The following is a 16,565-nucleotide window of genomic DNA, read 5'->3' on the forward strand; positions in this document are numbered from 1 at the left end:
CCCGGGGGGGGGGTTGGAGGGGCCGCGGCGGGCCGAGCGCGGGGGGGGGGGGACCCAGTTGGTCGAAGATCTCGATCAGCTCGTCGTCGGGGCCCGGCTCCGGCAGGAGCTCCGCGGCCGCGGCGAGCGCCTTGCGCGCCCCCGTGGCGGTGCGGAACCGCGCCTGCGGATCCGGCTGCACCAGCGTGGCCACGACCTGCCACAGCGGCTCGGGAATGCCCTTGGGCGCACTCGGCGTCCCATGCGCCGCGAAGTACTGGACGAGAGCCTTGGCGTCCGGCTTGGCGCCCTCCAGGAGGTACAGCGCGACCAGTCCGACGGCGAACAGATCGGCGGGGAAGTCCGGCTCCGAGCCCATCATCTGCTCGGGCGAGATGTAACCCGGCGTCCCCACCACGAGGTTGGTCTCCGTCAGCCGCGGTTCGCCCAGCCGCATCGCGATACCGAAGTCGGACAGCCGCAGCCGGGGCCGACCGGTACCGGTGGCCTCCAGCAGCACGTTGGCGGGCTTGATGTCCCGGTGCACCACATCCTCCGCGTGCACCGCCGCCAGCCCCGACAGAAGCTGGTCGAGGAGCGTGCACACCAAGGACGGCGGCAGGGGACCGTAGTCCCCGATCAGATGGGCCAGCGAACCACCGCCGACCAGATCCATGGTGAACAGGACCTTGTCGTCGTCGGCGGCCCAGCTCGCGGGCGCCAGCACATGTGGGTGGTCGATCCGCAGCGCCTGTTCACGGACGAAGCGCAGCAGCGAGTGCGCGTCGCTCTGCTGCAGCACCTTGGCGGCGACATACCGACGGCGGCGGTGGTCCCAGGCGCGCCAGACGGCGCCGACACCTCCACGCCCGATCGGATCGACGAGTTCGTACCGGCCGGCGAAGACCTCACCCATGGCAGTGCGTCGCTCCTCCCCCTGCGGTCTCCCCCCTTGCCTCCCCCTCCGCGAGCGATACGACTCCCGCCGCACCGCTCCAGGATGAGTGACACCCCTCGCACCGCCTCCCGGCGAGTGACACGGCCCGTCCCCCGGCCGGTGAGTGACACGCCCCCACGTGTCCCTCCCCGGATGAGCGACGACTCCTGTGCCTCTCTCCGCGCGGCGCGACCCCCTCACGCCTCCTCTGCCGCAGGCCCGGCTGCCGAACCCCCTTCGGTGACCGGGCCCGCGGGGTCAGCTCTGGTGGGACTGGTAGTGCGAGACCGCGTCCGAGGTGCGGCCCGCGCCGTAGACCCGGAGGAACTCTGCCAGTTCCGGATGGGTCGGGGCGAGGGTGTCGGCTGCCTCGATGATGTCCCCCGCGGCCGCGACCGACCGCAGCAGCGACTGGATCTCACGGACGACCCGCTTGACCGTCGGCGCTCCCGAACTGCTCGTCGTGGTCGTGGCGTTGCTGAGCACCGAGCCCCCTTGCGACTTCTTGATCTCGTCCATCCGCTCGGTCGCCTCGGCAGCGCTGACGCTGCCGTCCGCGACCTGCCTGGCCAGGTCCTGCAGCAACTGCACCCGCTGGACCACGGCCGGATTGCCGATCTTCGCCCGCTGACCGCTCATCAGCTGCGACAGCATCGGTGCGGACAGTCCCAGTACCCCCGCGAGACGAGCCTGGTTGAGACCAAGATCGTCGATGAGCTTACGGAAGAGCGCCCCCAGCGGCTCCCCGTACCAGTTCCGCTGCAGTTCCCGCGCTCTTGCGGTCGCTTCCTGCTGTGCGGCGTCCATTGCGTCTCCCCATCGCTTCCCCAAATACCGCGGTTCGCTGTAGCGAACCACGCCGAGCATCTTACGGAGAGTGGTCGTTCATCGGGACCCCCAATCTTTTTGCGAGATACCGGGGGCGACCCGGTACTCTGGTCTGCGGCGCCCACCGGTATCAGTCACTTCCGGTCGGACGCTTCCCTTCCGGGGCCTTAGCTCAGTTGGTAGAGCGCTGTCTTTGCATGGCAGATGTCAGGGGTTCGACTCCCCTAGGCTCCACACCTCGGACCGGCCAGACGCCCTTCACGGCGTCTGGCCGGTTCTTGCATGTGCCGGTTTTTCACGGCACGGATCCGCGCATGCGGCGGGTGTGGACGGAGAAAGGCCTCCTGGGTGACGTGAGTCACTCGGCAGGGCCTGAGGCGTTGCAGATATTTGCGCAAACGTGCGAGGCGGCAAAGGGTGAGAGCCACACGTGCGCGTGGCCGACGAGGTGCCGGAGTCAGTGCTTCCACTGGTGGAGGCCTTGTGGGGACTGGTGAGGACGTGTGCTGGTAACCAGGACGATGCTCTCCGTCAACGCAGTCTGCGCGGAACTTGCACACCCGAACCGTTGCAAACGTCATCGTGGGTGCAGAGGGCAAGCATCCGCTGTTCCACGTGAAACATCGTTGTGGGGCAGGAGACCCTCAAGTCTCCTGCCCCACAACGATGTTCGGAGTGCCGGACGTCAGTGGCGCTCGTCTCGGTTCGCGGCCTCCTCCTCGGCCTCCTTGGCCTGTACCTCCGGGTCGAGCACGGACTGACCGCTGCCGTCGACCGATGTCAGCCGACTCGACTCCGGGACCTCCGTCGCGGCGGGCGGCTCGACCAGCCAGTCAGGGTTGGCCTGCTTGTCCCACCACTTCCAGGCAGCGAAAGCACCACCCGCGACAACACCCACGATCGCCAGCGCCTTGGCGAGACGGCCGACCCTCGCCCGCCGGTTGTGCTTGCGGGTCAGCTTCTCGATCTCCTTGGGCGAGACCTGCCCGCGCAGCGCGAGCAGCGCGGCCGCACCACGGGACGCGGCCTCTTCCCTGACGGGCCCCGCCGCGGCCACGGCCTGCTCGATCCTCGGACGCGAATAGTCAGCGGCCTGCCGGGCAGCCTTGCGGGTGCGGACGGCGGCCTCATGGGCGGCGTGGTCGACCTTCGGCGGCACATGCGTCAGGGCCTGCTCCACGCGCGGTGCGACATGGGCGTCGTACTGGACGCGGGCCTGTTCGGCCGCCTGCGACACCTTCGGCGCGAGCCGTACGCGTGCCTCGTGTGTGTAGTGAGCGGCCCTGTCCTTGGCCGTGTCGGCGTAGGGCGCCACCACTTCCGCGGCGTGCAGCACGCTGTCCTTCGCCGAACCGGTCGCGGCGCGCACGCTGTCGATGCGGGTCACGGGAATCCTCCTCCTCGGTGGCGTACGGTAATTCGACTTTCCACCCTTTTACGGATCATGCCTGCCAACGGGGACCTGGGCATGTGAGGGCGGGCATCCGGGTCATGGACACCGACTCCGGACCATCTACGATCAAGCGCTGCTGAAGAACCGATCACATGCAATAGCGGATGAATACGGGGCAACGGGAGCTTGTCGTCGACAATGCCATGGATCGCCGACGAACGCCCCCGGCCCGGTACTACTCGACCGGTTTTCTGCACACGACCCGTTCCCCGCAAGCGACACCCCGCAGCAGCCGCCCGCAGGAGGACGACGAGCGACGGATCGCGTGGACCGTGCGAGGATCGGGGAGTCAAAGAAAGACGACGGAAGGCAGATCGTGGCCGAGCAGCTCTACGCCACCCTGAAGACCAACCACGGCGACATCGAGGTCCGACTCCTCCCGAACCACGCGCCGATCACGGTCAAGAACTTCGTCGAGCTCGCCACCGGCGAGCGCGAGTGGACCAACCCCGCCACCGGCGAGAAGTCCACGGCCAAGCTCTACGACGGCACGGTCTTCCACCGCGTCATCAGCGGCTTCATGATCCAGGGCGGTGACCCGCTGGGCAACGGCACCGGTGGCCCCGGCTACCAGTTCCAGGACGAGTTCCACCCGGACCTCTCCTTCGACAGGCCCTACCTGCTGGCCATGGCCAACGCCGGACCCGGCACCAACGGCTCACAGTTCTTCGTCACCGTCGGCACCACGACATGGCTGAACCGCAAGCACACCATCTTCGGCGAGGTCACCGACGCGGCCAGCCAGAAGATCGTCGACGCCATCGCGGGCACCCAGACCAACCCGCGCACCGACCGCCCTCTCAACGACGTCGTCATCGAGTCGGTCGTCGTCGAAACCCGCAAGGGCTGAACACCGAACCCCACGAGGGCCGACCCGAACGCCCCGGCCCACCGGCGCCCGGTCCACCAGGGAACCAAACGCCCCGCTCGTCCGTAAGGATGGGCGGGGCGGTTTCATTGCATACGACGACTTAGGGGACCCCATGGACCAGGCGCCAGGCAGCCCACAGGGCCCGGAGGACCAGGGCCCCCAGCAAGCCGAGGGCCTGCCCGGCTGCTACCGCCATCCCGACCGCGAGACCGGCATCCGCTGCACCCGCTGCGAACGCCCGATCTGCCCCGAGTGCATGATCAGCGCCTCCGTCGGCTTCCAATGCCCCGACTGCGTCCGCGGCGGTTCCGGCACCGGCCACCGCCCCGACGCCGCGATGCCCCGCACCATCGCCGGCGGAACCATCGCCGCCGACCCCCGGCTGGTCACCAAGATCCTCCTCGGGATCAACCTCGCCGTGTTCATCGCGGTCCGCGCATCGAACTCGCTGCTCAGCGACCTGGTCCTCATCGGAGCCTGGCCACCGGCCCCGTTCACGGCCACCGAGGGCGTCGCCGACGGACAGTGGTACCGCCTGGTCACCTCGATGTTCACGCACCAGGAGATCTGGCACATCGCCTTCAACATGCTGAGCCTGTGGTGGCTCGGCGGCCCACTCGAAGCAGCCCTCGGCCGCGCCCGCTACCTCACGCTCTACCTGGTGTCCGGCCTCGCCGGCAGCGTCCTGGCCTATCTGCTGGAGTCCCCGACCACAGCCACGCTCGGCGCCTCCGGCGCCATCTTCGGCCTCTTCGGCGCCACCGCCGTCCTGATGCGCCGGCTCAACTACGACATGCGGCCGATCATCGCGCTCCTCGTGATCAACCTCATCTTCACCTTCAACCCGGCGTTCGACATCTCCTGGCAGGCCCACATCGGCGGCCTCGCCGGAGGCGTGGTCATCGGCTACGCCATGGTGCACGCCCCGCGCGAGCGACGGGCCCTGATCCAGTACGGCACCTGCGCGCTCGTCCTCGCCCTGGTCGTCGTATTGACGCTGGTGAGGACGGCTCAGCTCACCTGAGCGGGGCCGTTGTCCACAGCGGGTGGCGAATCTTGCGCACAGCGTGCGCGAACAAGCGTGCCCCCTGTCGCTGACCTGTGTTTCCGCAGGTCGGACAGGGGGCGAACATGCTTTCGGGTGACCGGTAGTTCCGTCACACCGGCGTCAACGCTGGATGAGTTATCCACAGATCGTCGTTCTTTTTCCCCACTGTGGAAAACGTTGTGGATAACTCAGCGGATAGCCCTGGGCAGAGCTGGGTTCACCGCGGAGTCGCCGCTACTTCCACTGCGTGGAGACGCCGAAGCCGGCGGCGATGAAGCCGAAGCCCACCACGATGTTCCAGTTGTCGAGCTTGTCGATGGGCAGCGAGCCGTCCGTCACATAAAAGACGACGATCCAGGCCAGCCCGATGACGAACAGGGCCAACATGACGGGCGCGACCCAGGCACGGCTGTTCAGCTTGATGCTGGTCGCCTGCTTCGCGGGCGGCGGCGTGTAATCAGCCTTCTTGCGGATACGTGACTTCGGCACGAGGGTCTCTCCTGTCGATGCGCTGCGTGGCCGCGCAGGTAACTAGGTCGGGCTCGGGGCAGCGTACAAGGGGACACTTAGTGCTCCCCCGGGCGTCCGTTAGCGTAGTGCTTCCGCGGCGCCGAAGGAGATAAGGGTACGTTGAGCAATTCTGCCGACTCCCCCCAGGCCGAATCCAGCCCTGTCCGCAAACGGGGTTTCCGGCCCGTGCGGCTGCTCACGGTGGCCGTCTTCGCTCTCGCGGGCCTCATTTTCTTCACCAGCTTCAACACGGCCAAGGGCACCAACATCCGCACGGACGCCTCACTGCTGAAGCTGTCCGACCTCATCCTGGAGCGCAGCCACAAGAACGGTCAGCTGGACGAGACCAACGGAACGCTCAGGGACGACGTCGAGGCGCTGGCCGAGCGGGACGACGGCAGCACCAAGGCCGAGGACGACAAGCTGGCGGCGCTGGAGAAGACGGCGGGAACGCAGAAGCTGAAGGGTGAGGCGATCTCCGTCACGCTCAACGACGCCCCGCCGGACGCCACCGCCAAACTCCCCGGCTATCCCGAGCCGCAGCCCGACTACCTGGTCATCCACCAGCAGGACCTCCAGGCCGTGGTGAACGCCCTGTGGCAGGCCGGCGCCCAGGGCATCAAGGTCATGGACCAGCGGCTGATCTCCACCAGCGCCGTGCGCTGCGTGGGCAACACGCTCATCCTCCAGGGCCGGGTCTACTCACCGCCGTACAAGATCACGGCGATCGGGGACCCGGAGAAGCTGCGGACGTCGCTCGCGGCGAGTCCGGCGATCCAGAACTACATGGTGTACGTCAACGTCTACGGGCTCGGCTGGAAAGTCGAGGACGAAGGGACGGTGACTCTGCCCGGCTACTCGGGCACAGTGGATCTGCAGTACGCCAAGCCTGTGGAGTAGGCCTCTCTGGAGCCGCCGGTGCGTGTCGTCGTCAGGACCGTCAGCGAACTCTGTATCACCGTCGGCACGGTCATCGTGCTCTTCGTGGTCTACGTGCTGTTCTGGACCGGCGTGAAGGCCGACGACGTCATGGGCGAGCAGATCGACCAGTTGCAGGACCAGTGGGCGAAGGGGAGCGTGGAGCAGCCCAGGGTGACGGGGGGTGCCACCGCGGCTCCGGCCGAGCCGGCGCCGTACAAGAGCGGGAAGCCTTTCGCGATCATGTACATCCCTCGGCTTGGTTTCACGTGGAACAAGCCCGTGCTGGAGGGGACGGCCGTCGGCACGTTGAAGAAGGGGCTCGGGCACTACGCGCGGACCGCGCGGCTCGGGGAGACGGGCAACTTCTCGGTGGCCGGTCATCGGCGTACGTACGGCGATCCCTTCAAGGACTTTCCCAAGCTGCGGCGAGGGGATGCGGTGGTGCTGACGGACGGGACGACCTGGTTCACGTATCGGATCGACAAAGGGCCCTACAAAACCGTGCCCACGGACGTTGAGGTGATCGATCCTGTGCCACGTAAGTCGGGGTATACGCGGTCGGGCCGCTATCTGACCCTGACTACATGCGATCCGGAGTGGGGGCACAGTCACCGGCTGATCGTGTGGGCGCACCTGGACTCCACACAGCCTGTGGAGGAAGGGAAGCCGACGGCCCTGCGCCGTTAGTCTGGTGCGGTACGGCGTGAGTCTGGTGCCGTGGTGCGACGGAAGGGACGGCATGTACGGCTGGATCTGGCGGCATCTGCCAGGGAACGCGTGGGTGAGGGCGTTTGTCTCGCTCGTGCTGGTGCTTGCTGTGGTCTACGTCCTGTTCCAGTACGTCTTCCCGTGGGCCGAACCGCTGCTGCCCTTCAACGATGTGACGGTGGACAACCAGTGAGTGCGCGGATTCTCGTCGTCGACAACTACGACAGCTTCGTTTTCAACCTGGTGCAGTACCTGTACCAGCTGGGCGCCGAGTGCGAGGTGCTGCGCAACGACGAGGTGTCGACGGCGCACGCCCAGGACGGCTTCGACGGGGTGCTGCTGTCGCCGGGTCCGGGGACGCCGGAGGAGGCGGGCGTCTGCATCGAGATGGTCCGCCACTGCGCGGCGACCGGGGTGCCGGTCTTCGGTGTGTGCCTGGGGATGCAGTCGATGCAGGTGGCGTACGGCGGGGTCGTGGACCGCGCCCCGGAGCTGCTGCACGGCAAGACCTCGCTGGTCGAGCACGAGGGCAAGGGCGTCTTCGCCGGGCTGCCCACCCCCTTCACCGCGACCCGCTATCACTCCCTCGCCGCCGAGCCGGAGACGGTGCCGGGCGAGCTGGAGGTGACCGCGCGGACGCACGACGGGATCATCATGGGGCTGCGGCACCGTGAACTGCCTGTCGAGGGGGTGCAGTTCCACCCCGAGTCGGTGCTGACGGAGCACGGGCACCGGATGCTGGCCAACTGGCTGGTGACGTGCGGCGACCAGGGTGCGGTGGCGAGAAGCGCGGGGCTGGCCCCGGTGGTGGGCAGGGCCTCGGCGTGACCGCACTGCGCCCCGAGCGCGAGTCCGGGACCTCGTACGGGGAGCAGTCGTACGAGGGTGCCGGTGCGTTCGGGGAGCAGGAGCTGTGGATGCCGCCTCCGGACGAGGAGACGGTGGCGCTGCGAATAGCCGACATCCCGGGGTATGCGGGAGCGGCCCAATCGGCGTCTGACGCCTCGTCCGTCACAGGAGCCCCTGGAACCCCCGCGGGGGGCCGTGCGGCCCGCAGGAAGGCCGCCAAGCGCCGTGGTGGGCGTCATGGGGGCGGGGGGAAGCCCGCGGAGGAGCCGGAGGAGGGGGAGTCGTCGTCGGCGCCGCTCTCCCGTGTCGAGGCCCGGCGGCAGGCGCGGGCGCGCAAGCCGGGGGCGGCCGTGCTGGCGAGCCGGGCGGTCGGTGAGGTGTTCATCACCACCGGTGTGCTGATGCTGCTGTTCGTCACCTACCAGTTGTGGTGGACGAACGTGCGGGCGCATGCGCAGGCCGGCAAGGAGGCGAGCACCCTCCAGGAGGAGTGGGAGAGCGGCAAGCGGGCGCCGGGCGAGTTCGAGCCGGGGCAGGGGTTCGCGCTGCTGCACATTCCCAAGCTGGACGTGGTCGTGCCGATAGCGGAGGGCGTCAGCAACAAGAAGGTGCTCGACCGGGGCATGGTCGGGCATTACTCCGAGGGTGCGTTGAAGACGGCGATGCCGAGCGCGAAGAGCGGGAACTTCGGGCTGGCGGGGCATCGGAACACGCATGGCGAGCCGTTCCGGTACATCAACAAGCTCAGCAAGGGTGACGAGATCGTCGTGGAGACGCAGGACGACTACTTCGTCTACAAGATGACGTCGTCGCTGCCGGTGACGGCGCCGAGCAACACGAGCGTGCTGGATGCGATTCCGAAGCAGGGCGGGTTCACGACCGCGGGCCGCTACATCACCTTGACGACCTGCACGCCGGAGTTCACCAGCAAGTACCGGTTGATCGTCTGGGGCAAAATGGTCGAGGACCGGCCGCGCAGCAAGGGCAAGCCGGATGCGCTCGTCCAGTAAGGGCAGATGAACAGTGGCAGCGACCGCGGAGCAGCAAGAGGTCACCGGTACCACCCCCGCCCAGCGCCGCCGCGGCATGGGGCCGATCGCCACGGCGGTCAGTGTCTTCGGTGAACTCCTCATCACGGCGGGCCTCGTCCTCGGCCTGTTCGTCGTCTACTCGCTGTGGTGGACGAACGTCGTCGCCGACCGCGCGGCGGGCAAACAGGCCGACAAGGTCCGTGACAACTGGGCTCAGGACACGGGGCCGGGTGCGCTGAACACGAAGAACGGCATCGGCTTCCTGCATGTCCCCGCGATGAGCGGCGGCGAGGTCCTGGTCGAGAAGGGCACGTCGACGAAGCAGCTCAACGACGGTGTCGCCGGGTACTACACCGACCCGGTCAAGGCGACGCTGCCGATGTCCGGCAAGGACGGCAACTTCTCGTTGGCTGCCCATCGTGACGGTCACGGCGCCAAGTTCCACAACATCGACAAGATCGAGAAGGGCGACCCGATCGTCTTCGAGACGAAGGACAAGTGGTACGTCTACAAGGCGTACGCGATCCTTCCGGAGACCTCGAAGTACAACGTCAAGGTGCTGGGTGCCGTCCCGAAGGAGTCGGGGAAGAAGAAGGCCGGCAAGTACATCACGCTGACGACCTGCACGCCGGTGTACACGAGCCGGTACCGGTATGTGGTGTGGGGGGAGTTGGTGCGGGTGGAGAAGGTGGACAGTGCGCGGACGTTGCCTAGGGAACTGCGCTGACTGAGGCTCGAAGCCGCAACTTTCTCCTGCGGCTTCGGGCCTCTTGATCAGGCGGCGCCTACTTGAGGATCTTCAACGGTTCCCCGGCGTTCCACTCCTCCAGCATCACGCGGTGTACGGCCGTGATCCCGGTCTCTGCGGCGAGTTGCAAGGCGTCTGGGGTGAACGGGCACGTTGCTACGAAGAGCACTACTTCCGCTCCGTAGAGAACCTTCGCTGACCCGATGAACTTCTGGATGTCCGGGCTGGTGATTTTGAGGTAGGGCGCGAACCTCTTGCATTGGTTCATCGGGTCCATGGCGGCCATGACTCCGATGGTGGGCCGGTCGCCCCGTACTCCTGACCGTAGGGCGATGAGCTCCTTGCGGTGCTCTCCTGAGGTTGGGTGCGGGCCAGGTACTCCATGTCCAGGAGGTAGACACGCGCCTGACGTGCGACTTCGCTGTCGCGGAGGAGCATGGCGACGTTGAGGACGGCTCGGCGGGGGTATAGCGCGAGTGAGCGAGAGCGCGACTGAATCCCACTGACCTCCTTGAAGGAGGTCAGTTCTGTACCCGTCAAAACGCGATAGCCGTTTGCTACCAGTTCTTCGCGGTGGTCGACTACGAGGGATTCGATGGCCTTGAGGCCCACCTCGAAGTACGCCGCCACCATTGCCGTCGTCACATGCATCCCATCCGGCAGCAACGACAGCGCTTTTACCCTGTCGAGTACGTCGGTCCGTTCCAGCACGCTGTCGCGGAGGCTCTTCGATTCCAGCAGCGCGGATTCGTTGATCACGTTCTGCCCTGCTGCTCGTGGCTTGACCGCATGGCCAGGGCAGAGGTACGCCCCCACTGGCTACCCAAGTAGAACGCCCGGCCGAGTAGTCTCGGCCGGGCGCCTTGTCGAGCGCACTATCCCCAGTGGGTGCAGGAGTTCAACTTGGTGTCGCCTTCGTATCTGGCGACTTCGACCCCGATCGAGAAGATGCCGTAGTCGTCCGAGGCTGTGGTGGCTGCCCACTCGTGGTGCCCCTTGCCTCCGGTGTTCTTGTGCCACGGCCAGCGGTGGACGGTTCCGTCATGCTGCTTGGACAAGAAGCGGATTCGGGTGTGGTGGCCGTCGGCGAGGGTGTCGTCGAGGTGCCATTCCAACTTGAGGTCCGTGACCGGTCCATTGCCCCAGTCGAAGAAATAGATGAAGCCGTCCGCGCCAGTGGTGTCGCAGCTGCGATTGGCTGGGGCAGCCTGGGCGGGGCTTGTGCTGAGCGTCGCCACGAGCATGGCGGTCGCGGCTACACCTACGATCCGCGCTGTCTTCTTCACGTCTCTCCCCTTAGACGGTTGGGTACTCCCGTCGTCTCCTGCAGTGGTCGTTCGCCAGGTGAGGCGGTACCGGGACGACGGACGGAAGCATGGCCAGTCCTTTACGTAATGTAAATCCTAGTAAAGTCTTGTAGGCATGACCCCGCTTTTACGCAGGAGCCCCGAACCGTTGTGGGTTCGGGGCTCCTGGGCGATGTGAGAACGAGTCAGTCCTCCGTGCGGGCCGCCGTTCCGGTCGTGCCGCCGAAGAAGGTGCCTCCGCCGTTGTTTCCGCCGTTGTTGTTTCCTCCGACGCTGACAGTCGTCAGGGTGATGGTCGTGCTGGCTGGGTCGTCGACCTCGTTGTCCCGGTCCGGGTCCTGGTCGGTGACGAAGGCCGTGTCGCTCTGGTCGCTGCCGTTGGCGAACTGGATGTTGGTGAAGCCCTGTGCCTGAAGGGTCTGCTTGGCCTGCTGCACCGTCTGTCCGACGACGTTCGGGACCTTGGTCTTCTGGGTCTTCTTGCCGAGGTGGATCGTCACCGTCGAGTTCTTGTCGACCGAGCTGCCGATCGCCGGGTCGGTGTTGACGACCTTGTTGACCAGGTTGTCGTCGTCGGTCTCCGCGTCGGTGACGCAGTTGCCGGTGAGGTTGCTCTCGGACATCCGCGCCTTGGCGTCGTCGCAGCTCAGGCCGCTGACGTCCGGGACCGTCGACTTCTGGATCTCGGTGGCGACGGTGAGGGTGATCGTCGAGCCCTTTTCGACTTCCTTGTTGAAGACGGGGGTCTGGTCGAGGACGGAGCCGGTCTCCTCCGGGGACTCCTTCTCCTTCTTTTCGACCTTGAGACCGTAGTCGTCGCCCTCAAGTTTCGCCTTGGCGTCGTCGAACTGGTCGCCGATGACGCTCGGGACGATCACCTTCGGGGCGCCCGTGGAGACCACCAGGTTGATGGTGGACTTCTTGTCGACCTTGGTTCCCGGGTCGACGTCCTGCTCGCAGATGCTGCCCTTGGGCTGGTCCTCGCAGGTCTTCTCGGTGGTGGCCAGTTGCAGATCACTGTTCGTCGCCATGGTCTTGGCGCTCTTCAGCGTCTCACCGATGAAGGTCGGCACCGCCACCTTGTCGTCGGCGCTGTTGTTCCCGCTGAACGCCCACTTCCCGATCAGGATCGCGCCGATCAGGACCAGTACGGCCGCGACGACCAGGAGGATCGTAGAGGTGTTGTTCTTCTTGGGCTGGCGGCGGCGGTCGGGGCGGTCGTCGTAGCCGCCGTAGCCGCCGTCGTCCGGGTTCATGGGCGGGAGCATCGACGTGGCGCCGGCGTCGGCGGAGCGCAGGGCGGTCGTCGGCTGGTCGTCGGGGTAGCCGCCGTAGCCGACGGAGCCCATCGCCGCGGTGGCTGCCACCGGCTGGCCGTCCAGGCACGCCTCGATGTCGATGCGCATCTCGTCGGCGGACTGGTAGCGGTAGTTGGGGTCCTTGACCAGGGCCTTGAGGACGATGGCGTCCATCTCGGGCGTGAGCTCGGGGTCGAAGACCGACGGGGGCTGGGGCTCCTCGCGGACGTGCTGGTAGGCCACGGCCACCGGGGAGTCGCCCACGAAGGGCGGGCGGACCGTGAGGAGTTCGTAGAGGAGGCAGCCCGTCGAGTACAGGTCGGACCGCTGGTCGACCTGTTCGCCCTTCGCCTGCTCCGGCGAGAGGTACTGGGCCGTGCCGATGACCGCCGACGTCTGGGTCATCGTCATGCCGGAGTCGCCCATGGCGCGGGCGATGCCGAAGTCCATGACCTTGACCTGGCCGTTGCGCGTGAGCATGACGTTGGCCGGCTTGATGTCGCGGTGGACGATGCCGGCCCGGTGGGAGTATTCCAGGGCCTGGAGGATGCCGATCGTCATCTCCAGCGTGCGCTCCGGCAGCAGCCTGCGGCCGGAGTGCAGCAGCTCACGGAGCGTGGAGCCGTCGACGTACTCCATCACGATGTACGGGATCGAGACCCCGTCGATGTAGTCCTCGCCCGTGTCGTAGACCGCGACGATCGCGGGATGGTTGAGCGAGGCGGCCGACTGGGCCTCCCGGCGGAACCGGGCCTGGAAAGACGGGTCGCGCGCGAGGTCCGCGCGCAGCGTCTTCACCGCCACGGTGCGGCCGAGCCGGGTGTCATGCGCGAGGTAGACCTCCGCCATGCCACCACGGCCGAGCACCTGGCCCAGCTCGTACCGGCCGCCGAGGCGACGCGGCTCTTCCATAGCTACCTACCAGCCCTCTCCGTCGGTCCCGACCGGCACTGGTGTGCGGTCGGAGGCTGCCGTCCGGGCCTACCGTACCCGGCTGGCTTTGTGTGACCTGGCCAAGCCCGTCACCCGATACAGGACCGGTATCGCAACGTGCACCGATGTGAAGGGGACGTGATCGGGGTCACTTGTTGGAGTTGATGACCGCCTCCATCACGCTCTTGGCGATGGGGGCCGCGAGGCCGCTGCCGGAGATGTTCTCGCGGACCGCGTCCTCGTCCTCGACGACCACGGCCACGGCGACCGGCTTGCTGCCGTCGGCGAGCTTGGCGTACGAGATGAACCAGGCGTACGGGTTCTTGCTGTTGTTCTCGCCGTGCTGGGCGGTGCCGGTCTTGCCGCCGACGGTGACGCCGCCGCCGATCTGGGCGGTCTTGCCGGTGCCGTCCTTGACGACCGTCTCCATCATCGACTGGAGGATCTGCGCGTTCTTCGCCGACAGGGGCTCGCTGTACGTCTCCGGGTCGGTCTTCTCGATGACGTCGACATTGCTGGCCTGGAGCTCGTCGACCATGTACGGCTTCATGAGGGTGCCGTCGTTGGCGACCGCGGAGGCGACCATGGCCATCTGCAGCGGGGTGGCGGCGGTGTTGAACTGGCCGATGGAGGACAGGGCGACCTGCGAGGGCTCCATGTTGTCGGAGAAGACGGAGGCGCTGGAGCGGACCGGGGTGAACTGCTCCTCGGTGAAGCCGAACTTCTTGGCCTCTTCCAGCATCTTCTCGTTCTTGAGGTCGGCGCCGATCTTGCCGAAGACGGTGTTGCAGGACCACTGCAGAGCGACGCGCAGGGTGGCGTTCTTGCAGGGGATGTTGCCCTCGTTCTTCAGCTCGGTCGTGGTGCCCGTCATGACCCAGGGCAGCGGGGAGTCCGTCTTCTCGTCCGCGTCGTCGTACAGGCCGCTCTCCAGTGCGGCGGCCGCGGTGACGACCTTGAAGGTGGAGCCGGGCGGGTAGACCTCGCGCAGCGCCCGGTTGAGCATGGGGTCGTCGGGGTTGTTCTTCTTGTCGAGCTTCTTCCAGGCCGCCGCGTCCGAGTCGCTGCCGCCGGCGATCGTCCCGGGGTCGTACGACGGGTAGGAGGCCATCGCCAGGATCTTGCCGGTGGACGGTTCGAGGGCGACGACAGCGCCCTTGCCGCGCTTGGCGAGGCCTTCGTACGCGGCCTTCTGGGCGGCGGCGTTGAGGGTGGTGACGACATTGCCACCCTCCTTCGCCTTACCCGTGATCATGTCGAGGGTGTTGCGGAAGAAGAGCCGGTCGTCGTTGCCGGTGAGGATGCCGTCCTCGAGGCTCTCCAGCTGGTTGGCGCCGTAGGCCTGGGAGACGAAGCCGGTGACGGGCGCCCACATGGCGCCGTCCTTGTAGGTGCGCTTGTACTTGAAGTCGCCCGTGGTCGTCTCTTTGTAGCCGGTGATGGCCTTGCCGTCGACGATGATGTTGCCGCGCGGGGTGGCGTACCGCTCGATGGCGACCCGGCGGTTGTCGGTGTCGGTCCTCAGTTCGTCGGCCTTGACGTACTGGAGCCAGTTGTCACGGATGAGCAGGGAGAGGACGAGGAGTCCGCAGAAGATCGCGATCCGGCGCAGGGGCTTGTTCATGACGGGCGGACCACCTGGGTCATCTCGGCGTCGGGGTTGTTGGGGGCGGGCGCGGGCGCCGGGCGGCGTGCGGTGTCGCTGATGCGCAGCAGGATGCCGATCAGGGCCCAGTTGGCGATGACGGACGAACCGCCGTAGGCGACGAACGGCAGCGTCATACCGGTCAGCGGGATCAGGCCCATGACACCGCCGGCCACGACGAAGACCTGGAGGGCGAAGGCGCCGGACAGGCCGATGGCCAGGAGCTTGCCGAACGGGTCGCGGGCGGCGAGGGCCGTGCGTACACCGCGTTCCACGATCAGCCCGTAGATCAGCAGGATCGCCATGACGCCCGCGAGGCCGAGCTCCTCGCCGAACGTGGCGAGGATGAAGTCGGAGTTGGCGGCGAAGCCGATGAGGTCGGAGTTGCCCTGCCCGAGGCCGGTACCGAGGGTGCCGCCGGAGCCGAAGGCCCACAGGGCCTGCATGGACTGCTCGGTGTGGCCGTAGATGCCCTGCCTGCTGAGCGTGTACTCGCGCATGGGGTCGAGCCACGCCTGGACTCGCTGCTGGACGTGCGGCTCGAAGGAGGCGACACCCACGGCACCGGCGGCGGACATCAGCAGACCGAACACGATCCAGCTGGTCCGCTCGGTGGCGACGTACAGCATGATGATGAACATCCCGAAGAACAGCAGGGATGTACCGAGGTCGGTCTCGAAGACCAGGATGAGGATCGACATCACCCAGACGACGAGGATCGGACCGAGGTCGCGGCCGCGCGGCAGGTACAGGCCCATGAAGCGACGGCTGGCCAGGGCCAGGGCGTCTCTCTTGACCATGAGGTAGCCGGCGAAGAACACCGCGAGGGCGATCTTCGCGAACTCACCTGGCTGGAGCGTGCCGAGGCCGGGGATCTTGATCCAGATCTTGGCGCCATAGGTGGGGGCGCTGAGGCCCGGGATCAGCGGCATCACCAGGAGGAGCATGGCTCCGGCCATGGAGATGTAGGTGTAGCGCTGCAGGACGCGGTGGTCCTTGAGGAAGATCAGTACGGCCACCAGCAGGGCGACGCCCAGCGCCGAGTACAGCAGCTGACGCGGTGCCGCGTCGGGGTAGTTGGCGCTCAGTCGCTTGGACTGGTCCAGACGCCAGATGACGACCAGGCCGAGCCCGTTCAGCAGGGTGGCCAGTGGCAGCAACAGCGGGTCGGCGTACGGGGCGAACTTCCGTACGACGAGATGGCCGACGCCCGCGAGCAGGCCGAGGCCCAGGCCGTAGCCCAGCAGGCCGGCCGGCAGCTCGTCGTTGATGGCCAGCCCGACGTTGGCGTAGGCGAAGACCGGGATGACCACGGCGAACACCAGCAGCGCGAGCTCGGTGTTGCGTCGGCTCGGTGTGCCGATCGAGCCGATCGTGGACGTGTGGTGCGTCGACGTGTTGGAAGTACTGCTCATCGTGTGACAGGGCCTCTCACGGCTTGCCTACTGCGTACCGCACTGCCCGACGACCTGCTTCTCTTCGTCCGAGAGGGTGGGGCC

At 67.0% G+C, this 16,565-nt stretch carries 18 protein-coding genes and 1 tRNA gene; 9 read left to right on the forward strand and 10 right to left on the reverse strand.

The window, feature by feature from the left end:
• Together HLK59_RS40135 and HLK59_RS40140 are read right to left on the reverse strand one after the other, a co-directional pair.
• On the reverse strand, nucleotides 1-895 hold an 895-nt coding region (locus HLK59_RS40135; RefSeq protein ID WP_171146590.1), incomplete at its 3' end, for a serine/threonine-protein kinase.
• 279 nt (nucleotides 896-1,174) lie between these two features.
• Nucleotides 1,175-1,723 (reverse strand): DNA-binding protein, encoded by a 549-nt coding sequence (locus tag HLK59_RS40140; RefSeq protein ID WP_046256534.1) that lies wholly within the window; start codon nucleotides 1,721-1,723, stop codon nucleotides 1,175-1,177.
• A gap of 182 nt (nucleotides 1,724-1,905) precedes the next feature.
• Here HLK59_RS40140 and HLK59_RS40145 point away from each other — a divergent pair.
• Nucleotides 1,906-1,978: transfer RNA gene (locus HLK59_RS40145), tRNA-Ala, on the forward strand.
• A 451-nt stretch (nucleotides 1,979-2,429) separates the two neighbouring features.
• On the opposite strand, the gene HLK59_RS40150 is transcribed toward HLK59_RS40145, so the two are convergent.
• Nucleotides 2,430-3,131 (reverse strand): DUF5324 family protein, encoded by a 702-nt coding sequence (locus HLK59_RS40150; RefSeq protein ID WP_171146591.1) that lies wholly within the window; start codon nucleotides 3,129-3,131, stop codon nucleotides 2,430-2,432.
• Nucleotides 3,132-3,513: 382 nt separating this feature from the next.
• Here HLK59_RS40150 and HLK59_RS40155 point away from each other — a divergent pair, with 382 nt between their 5' ends.
• Together HLK59_RS40155 and HLK59_RS40160 are read left to right on the forward strand one after the other, a co-directional pair.
• Complete coding sequence (locus HLK59_RS40155) at nucleotides 3,514-4,047, forward strand: peptidylprolyl isomerase (protein WP_171146592.1); 534 nt, start codon at nucleotides 3,514-3,516, stop codon at nucleotides 4,045-4,047.
• A 133-nt stretch (nucleotides 4,048-4,180) separates the two neighbouring features.
• On the forward strand, nucleotides 4,181-5,092 hold the full coding sequence (locus HLK59_RS40160) for a rhomboid family intramembrane serine protease (protein WP_171146593.1): 912 nt from the start codon (nucleotides 4,181-4,183) through the stop codon (nucleotides 5,090-5,092).
• A gap of 258 nt (nucleotides 5,093-5,350) precedes the next feature.
• Here HLK59_RS40160 and crgA read toward each other — a convergent pair whose 3' ends face one another.
• The gene (gene crgA / locus HLK59_RS40165; protein ID WP_171146594.1) at nucleotides 5,351-5,605 is read right to left on the reverse strand and encodes a cell division protein CrgA; all 255 of its coding nucleotides are present in this window, start codon (nucleotides 5,603-5,605) and stop codon (nucleotides 5,351-5,353) included.
• 141 nt (nucleotides 5,606-5,746) lie between these two features.
• Here crgA and HLK59_RS40170 point away from each other — a divergent pair, with 141 nt between their 5' ends.
• Genes HLK59_RS40170 through HLK59_RS40195 form a run of 6 tightly spaced genes read left to right on the forward strand, consistent with a single transcriptional unit; the run spans nucleotide 5,747 to nucleotide 9,862 of the window.
• Nucleotides 5,747-6,526, forward strand: a complete 780-nt coding sequence (locus tag HLK59_RS40170) for a DUF881 domain-containing protein (protein ID WP_171146595.1) — start codon at nucleotides 5,747-5,749, stop codon at nucleotides 6,524-6,526.
• 18 nt (nucleotides 6,527-6,544) lie between these two features.
• Nucleotides 6,545-7,234, forward strand: coding sequence for a class E sortase (locus HLK59_RS40175; protein ID WP_171146596.1), 690 nt, complete (start codon nucleotides 6,545-6,547; stop codon nucleotides 7,232-7,234).
• A gap of 16 nt (nucleotides 7,235-7,250) precedes the next feature.
• Nucleotides 7,251-7,448: a hypothetical protein gene (locus HLK59_RS40180; RefSeq protein WP_171146589.1), complete on the forward strand. Its 198-nt coding sequence runs from the start codon at nucleotides 7,251-7,253 to the stop codon at nucleotides 7,446-7,448.
• The gene (locus HLK59_RS40185; RefSeq protein WP_171146597.1) at nucleotides 7,445-8,083 is read left to right on the forward strand and encodes an aminodeoxychorismate/anthranilate synthase component II; all 639 of its coding nucleotides are present in this window, start codon (nucleotides 7,445-7,447) and stop codon (nucleotides 8,081-8,083) included. The genes HLK59_RS40180 and HLK59_RS40185 overlap by 4 nt, the downstream gene beginning before the upstream one ends.
• Nucleotides 8,080-9,114: a class E sortase gene (locus HLK59_RS40190; protein ID WP_171146598.1), complete on the forward strand. Its 1,035-nt coding sequence runs from the start codon at nucleotides 8,080-8,082 to the stop codon at nucleotides 9,112-9,114. Before HLK59_RS40185 ends, HLK59_RS40190 begins: the two co-directional genes overlap by 4 nt.
• A 13-nt stretch (nucleotides 9,115-9,127) precedes the next feature.
• Nucleotides 9,128-9,862 (forward strand): class E sortase, encoded by a 735-nt coding sequence (locus tag HLK59_RS40195; protein ID WP_171146599.1) that lies wholly within the window; start codon nucleotides 9,128-9,130, stop codon nucleotides 9,860-9,862.
• 58 nt (nucleotides 9,863-9,920) lie between these two features.
• Here HLK59_RS40195 and HLK59_RS52520 read toward each other — a convergent pair whose 3' ends face one another.
• From HLK59_RS52520 to HLK59_RS40220, 6 genes are all read right to left on the reverse strand, one after another.
• Complete coding sequence (locus HLK59_RS52520) at nucleotides 9,921-10,169, reverse strand: restriction endonuclease (RefSeq protein WP_346779925.1); 249 nt, start codon at nucleotides 10,167-10,169, stop codon at nucleotides 9,921-9,923.
• Complete coding sequence (locus HLK59_RS52525) at nucleotides 10,148-10,642, reverse strand: hypothetical protein (protein ID WP_346779926.1); 495 nt, start codon at nucleotides 10,640-10,642, stop codon at nucleotides 10,148-10,150. The genes HLK59_RS52520 and HLK59_RS52525 overlap by 22 nt, the downstream gene beginning before the upstream one ends.
• 116 nt (nucleotides 10,643-10,758) lie before the next feature.
• Nucleotides 10,759-11,169 carry a hypothetical protein gene (locus HLK59_RS40205; RefSeq protein ID WP_171146600.1) on the reverse strand — a complete coding sequence of 137 codons (411 nt, stop codon included), beginning with the start codon at nucleotides 11,167-11,169 and terminating at the stop codon, nucleotides 10,759-10,761.
• Between the two features lie 206 nt (nucleotides 11,170-11,375).
• On the reverse strand, nucleotides 11,376-13,400 hold the full coding sequence (gene pknB, locus HLK59_RS40210) for a Stk1 family PASTA domain-containing Ser/Thr kinase (RefSeq protein WP_171146601.1): 2,025 nt from the start codon (nucleotides 13,398-13,400) through the stop codon (nucleotides 11,376-11,378).
• A gap of 169 nt (nucleotides 13,401-13,569) precedes the next feature.
• A complete protein-coding gene (locus tag HLK59_RS40215; protein ID WP_171146602.1) occupies nucleotides 13,570-15,045 on the reverse strand; it encodes a penicillin-binding transpeptidase domain-containing protein in 1,476 nt (491 codons plus the stop codon).
• On the reverse strand, nucleotides 15,042-16,481 hold the full coding sequence (locus HLK59_RS40220; RefSeq protein WP_171146603.1) for an FtsW/RodA/SpoVE family cell cycle protein: 1,440 nt from the start codon (nucleotides 16,479-16,481) through the stop codon (nucleotides 15,042-15,044). Before HLK59_RS40220 ends, HLK59_RS40215 begins: the two co-directional genes overlap by 4 nt.
• Between the last annotated feature and the right edge of the window lie 84 nt (nucleotides 16,482-16,565).

The organism is Streptomyces sp. S3(2020), assembly GCF_013044505.1.
Lineage (GTDB): Bacteria > Actinomycetota > Actinomycetes > Streptomycetales > Streptomycetaceae > Streptomyces.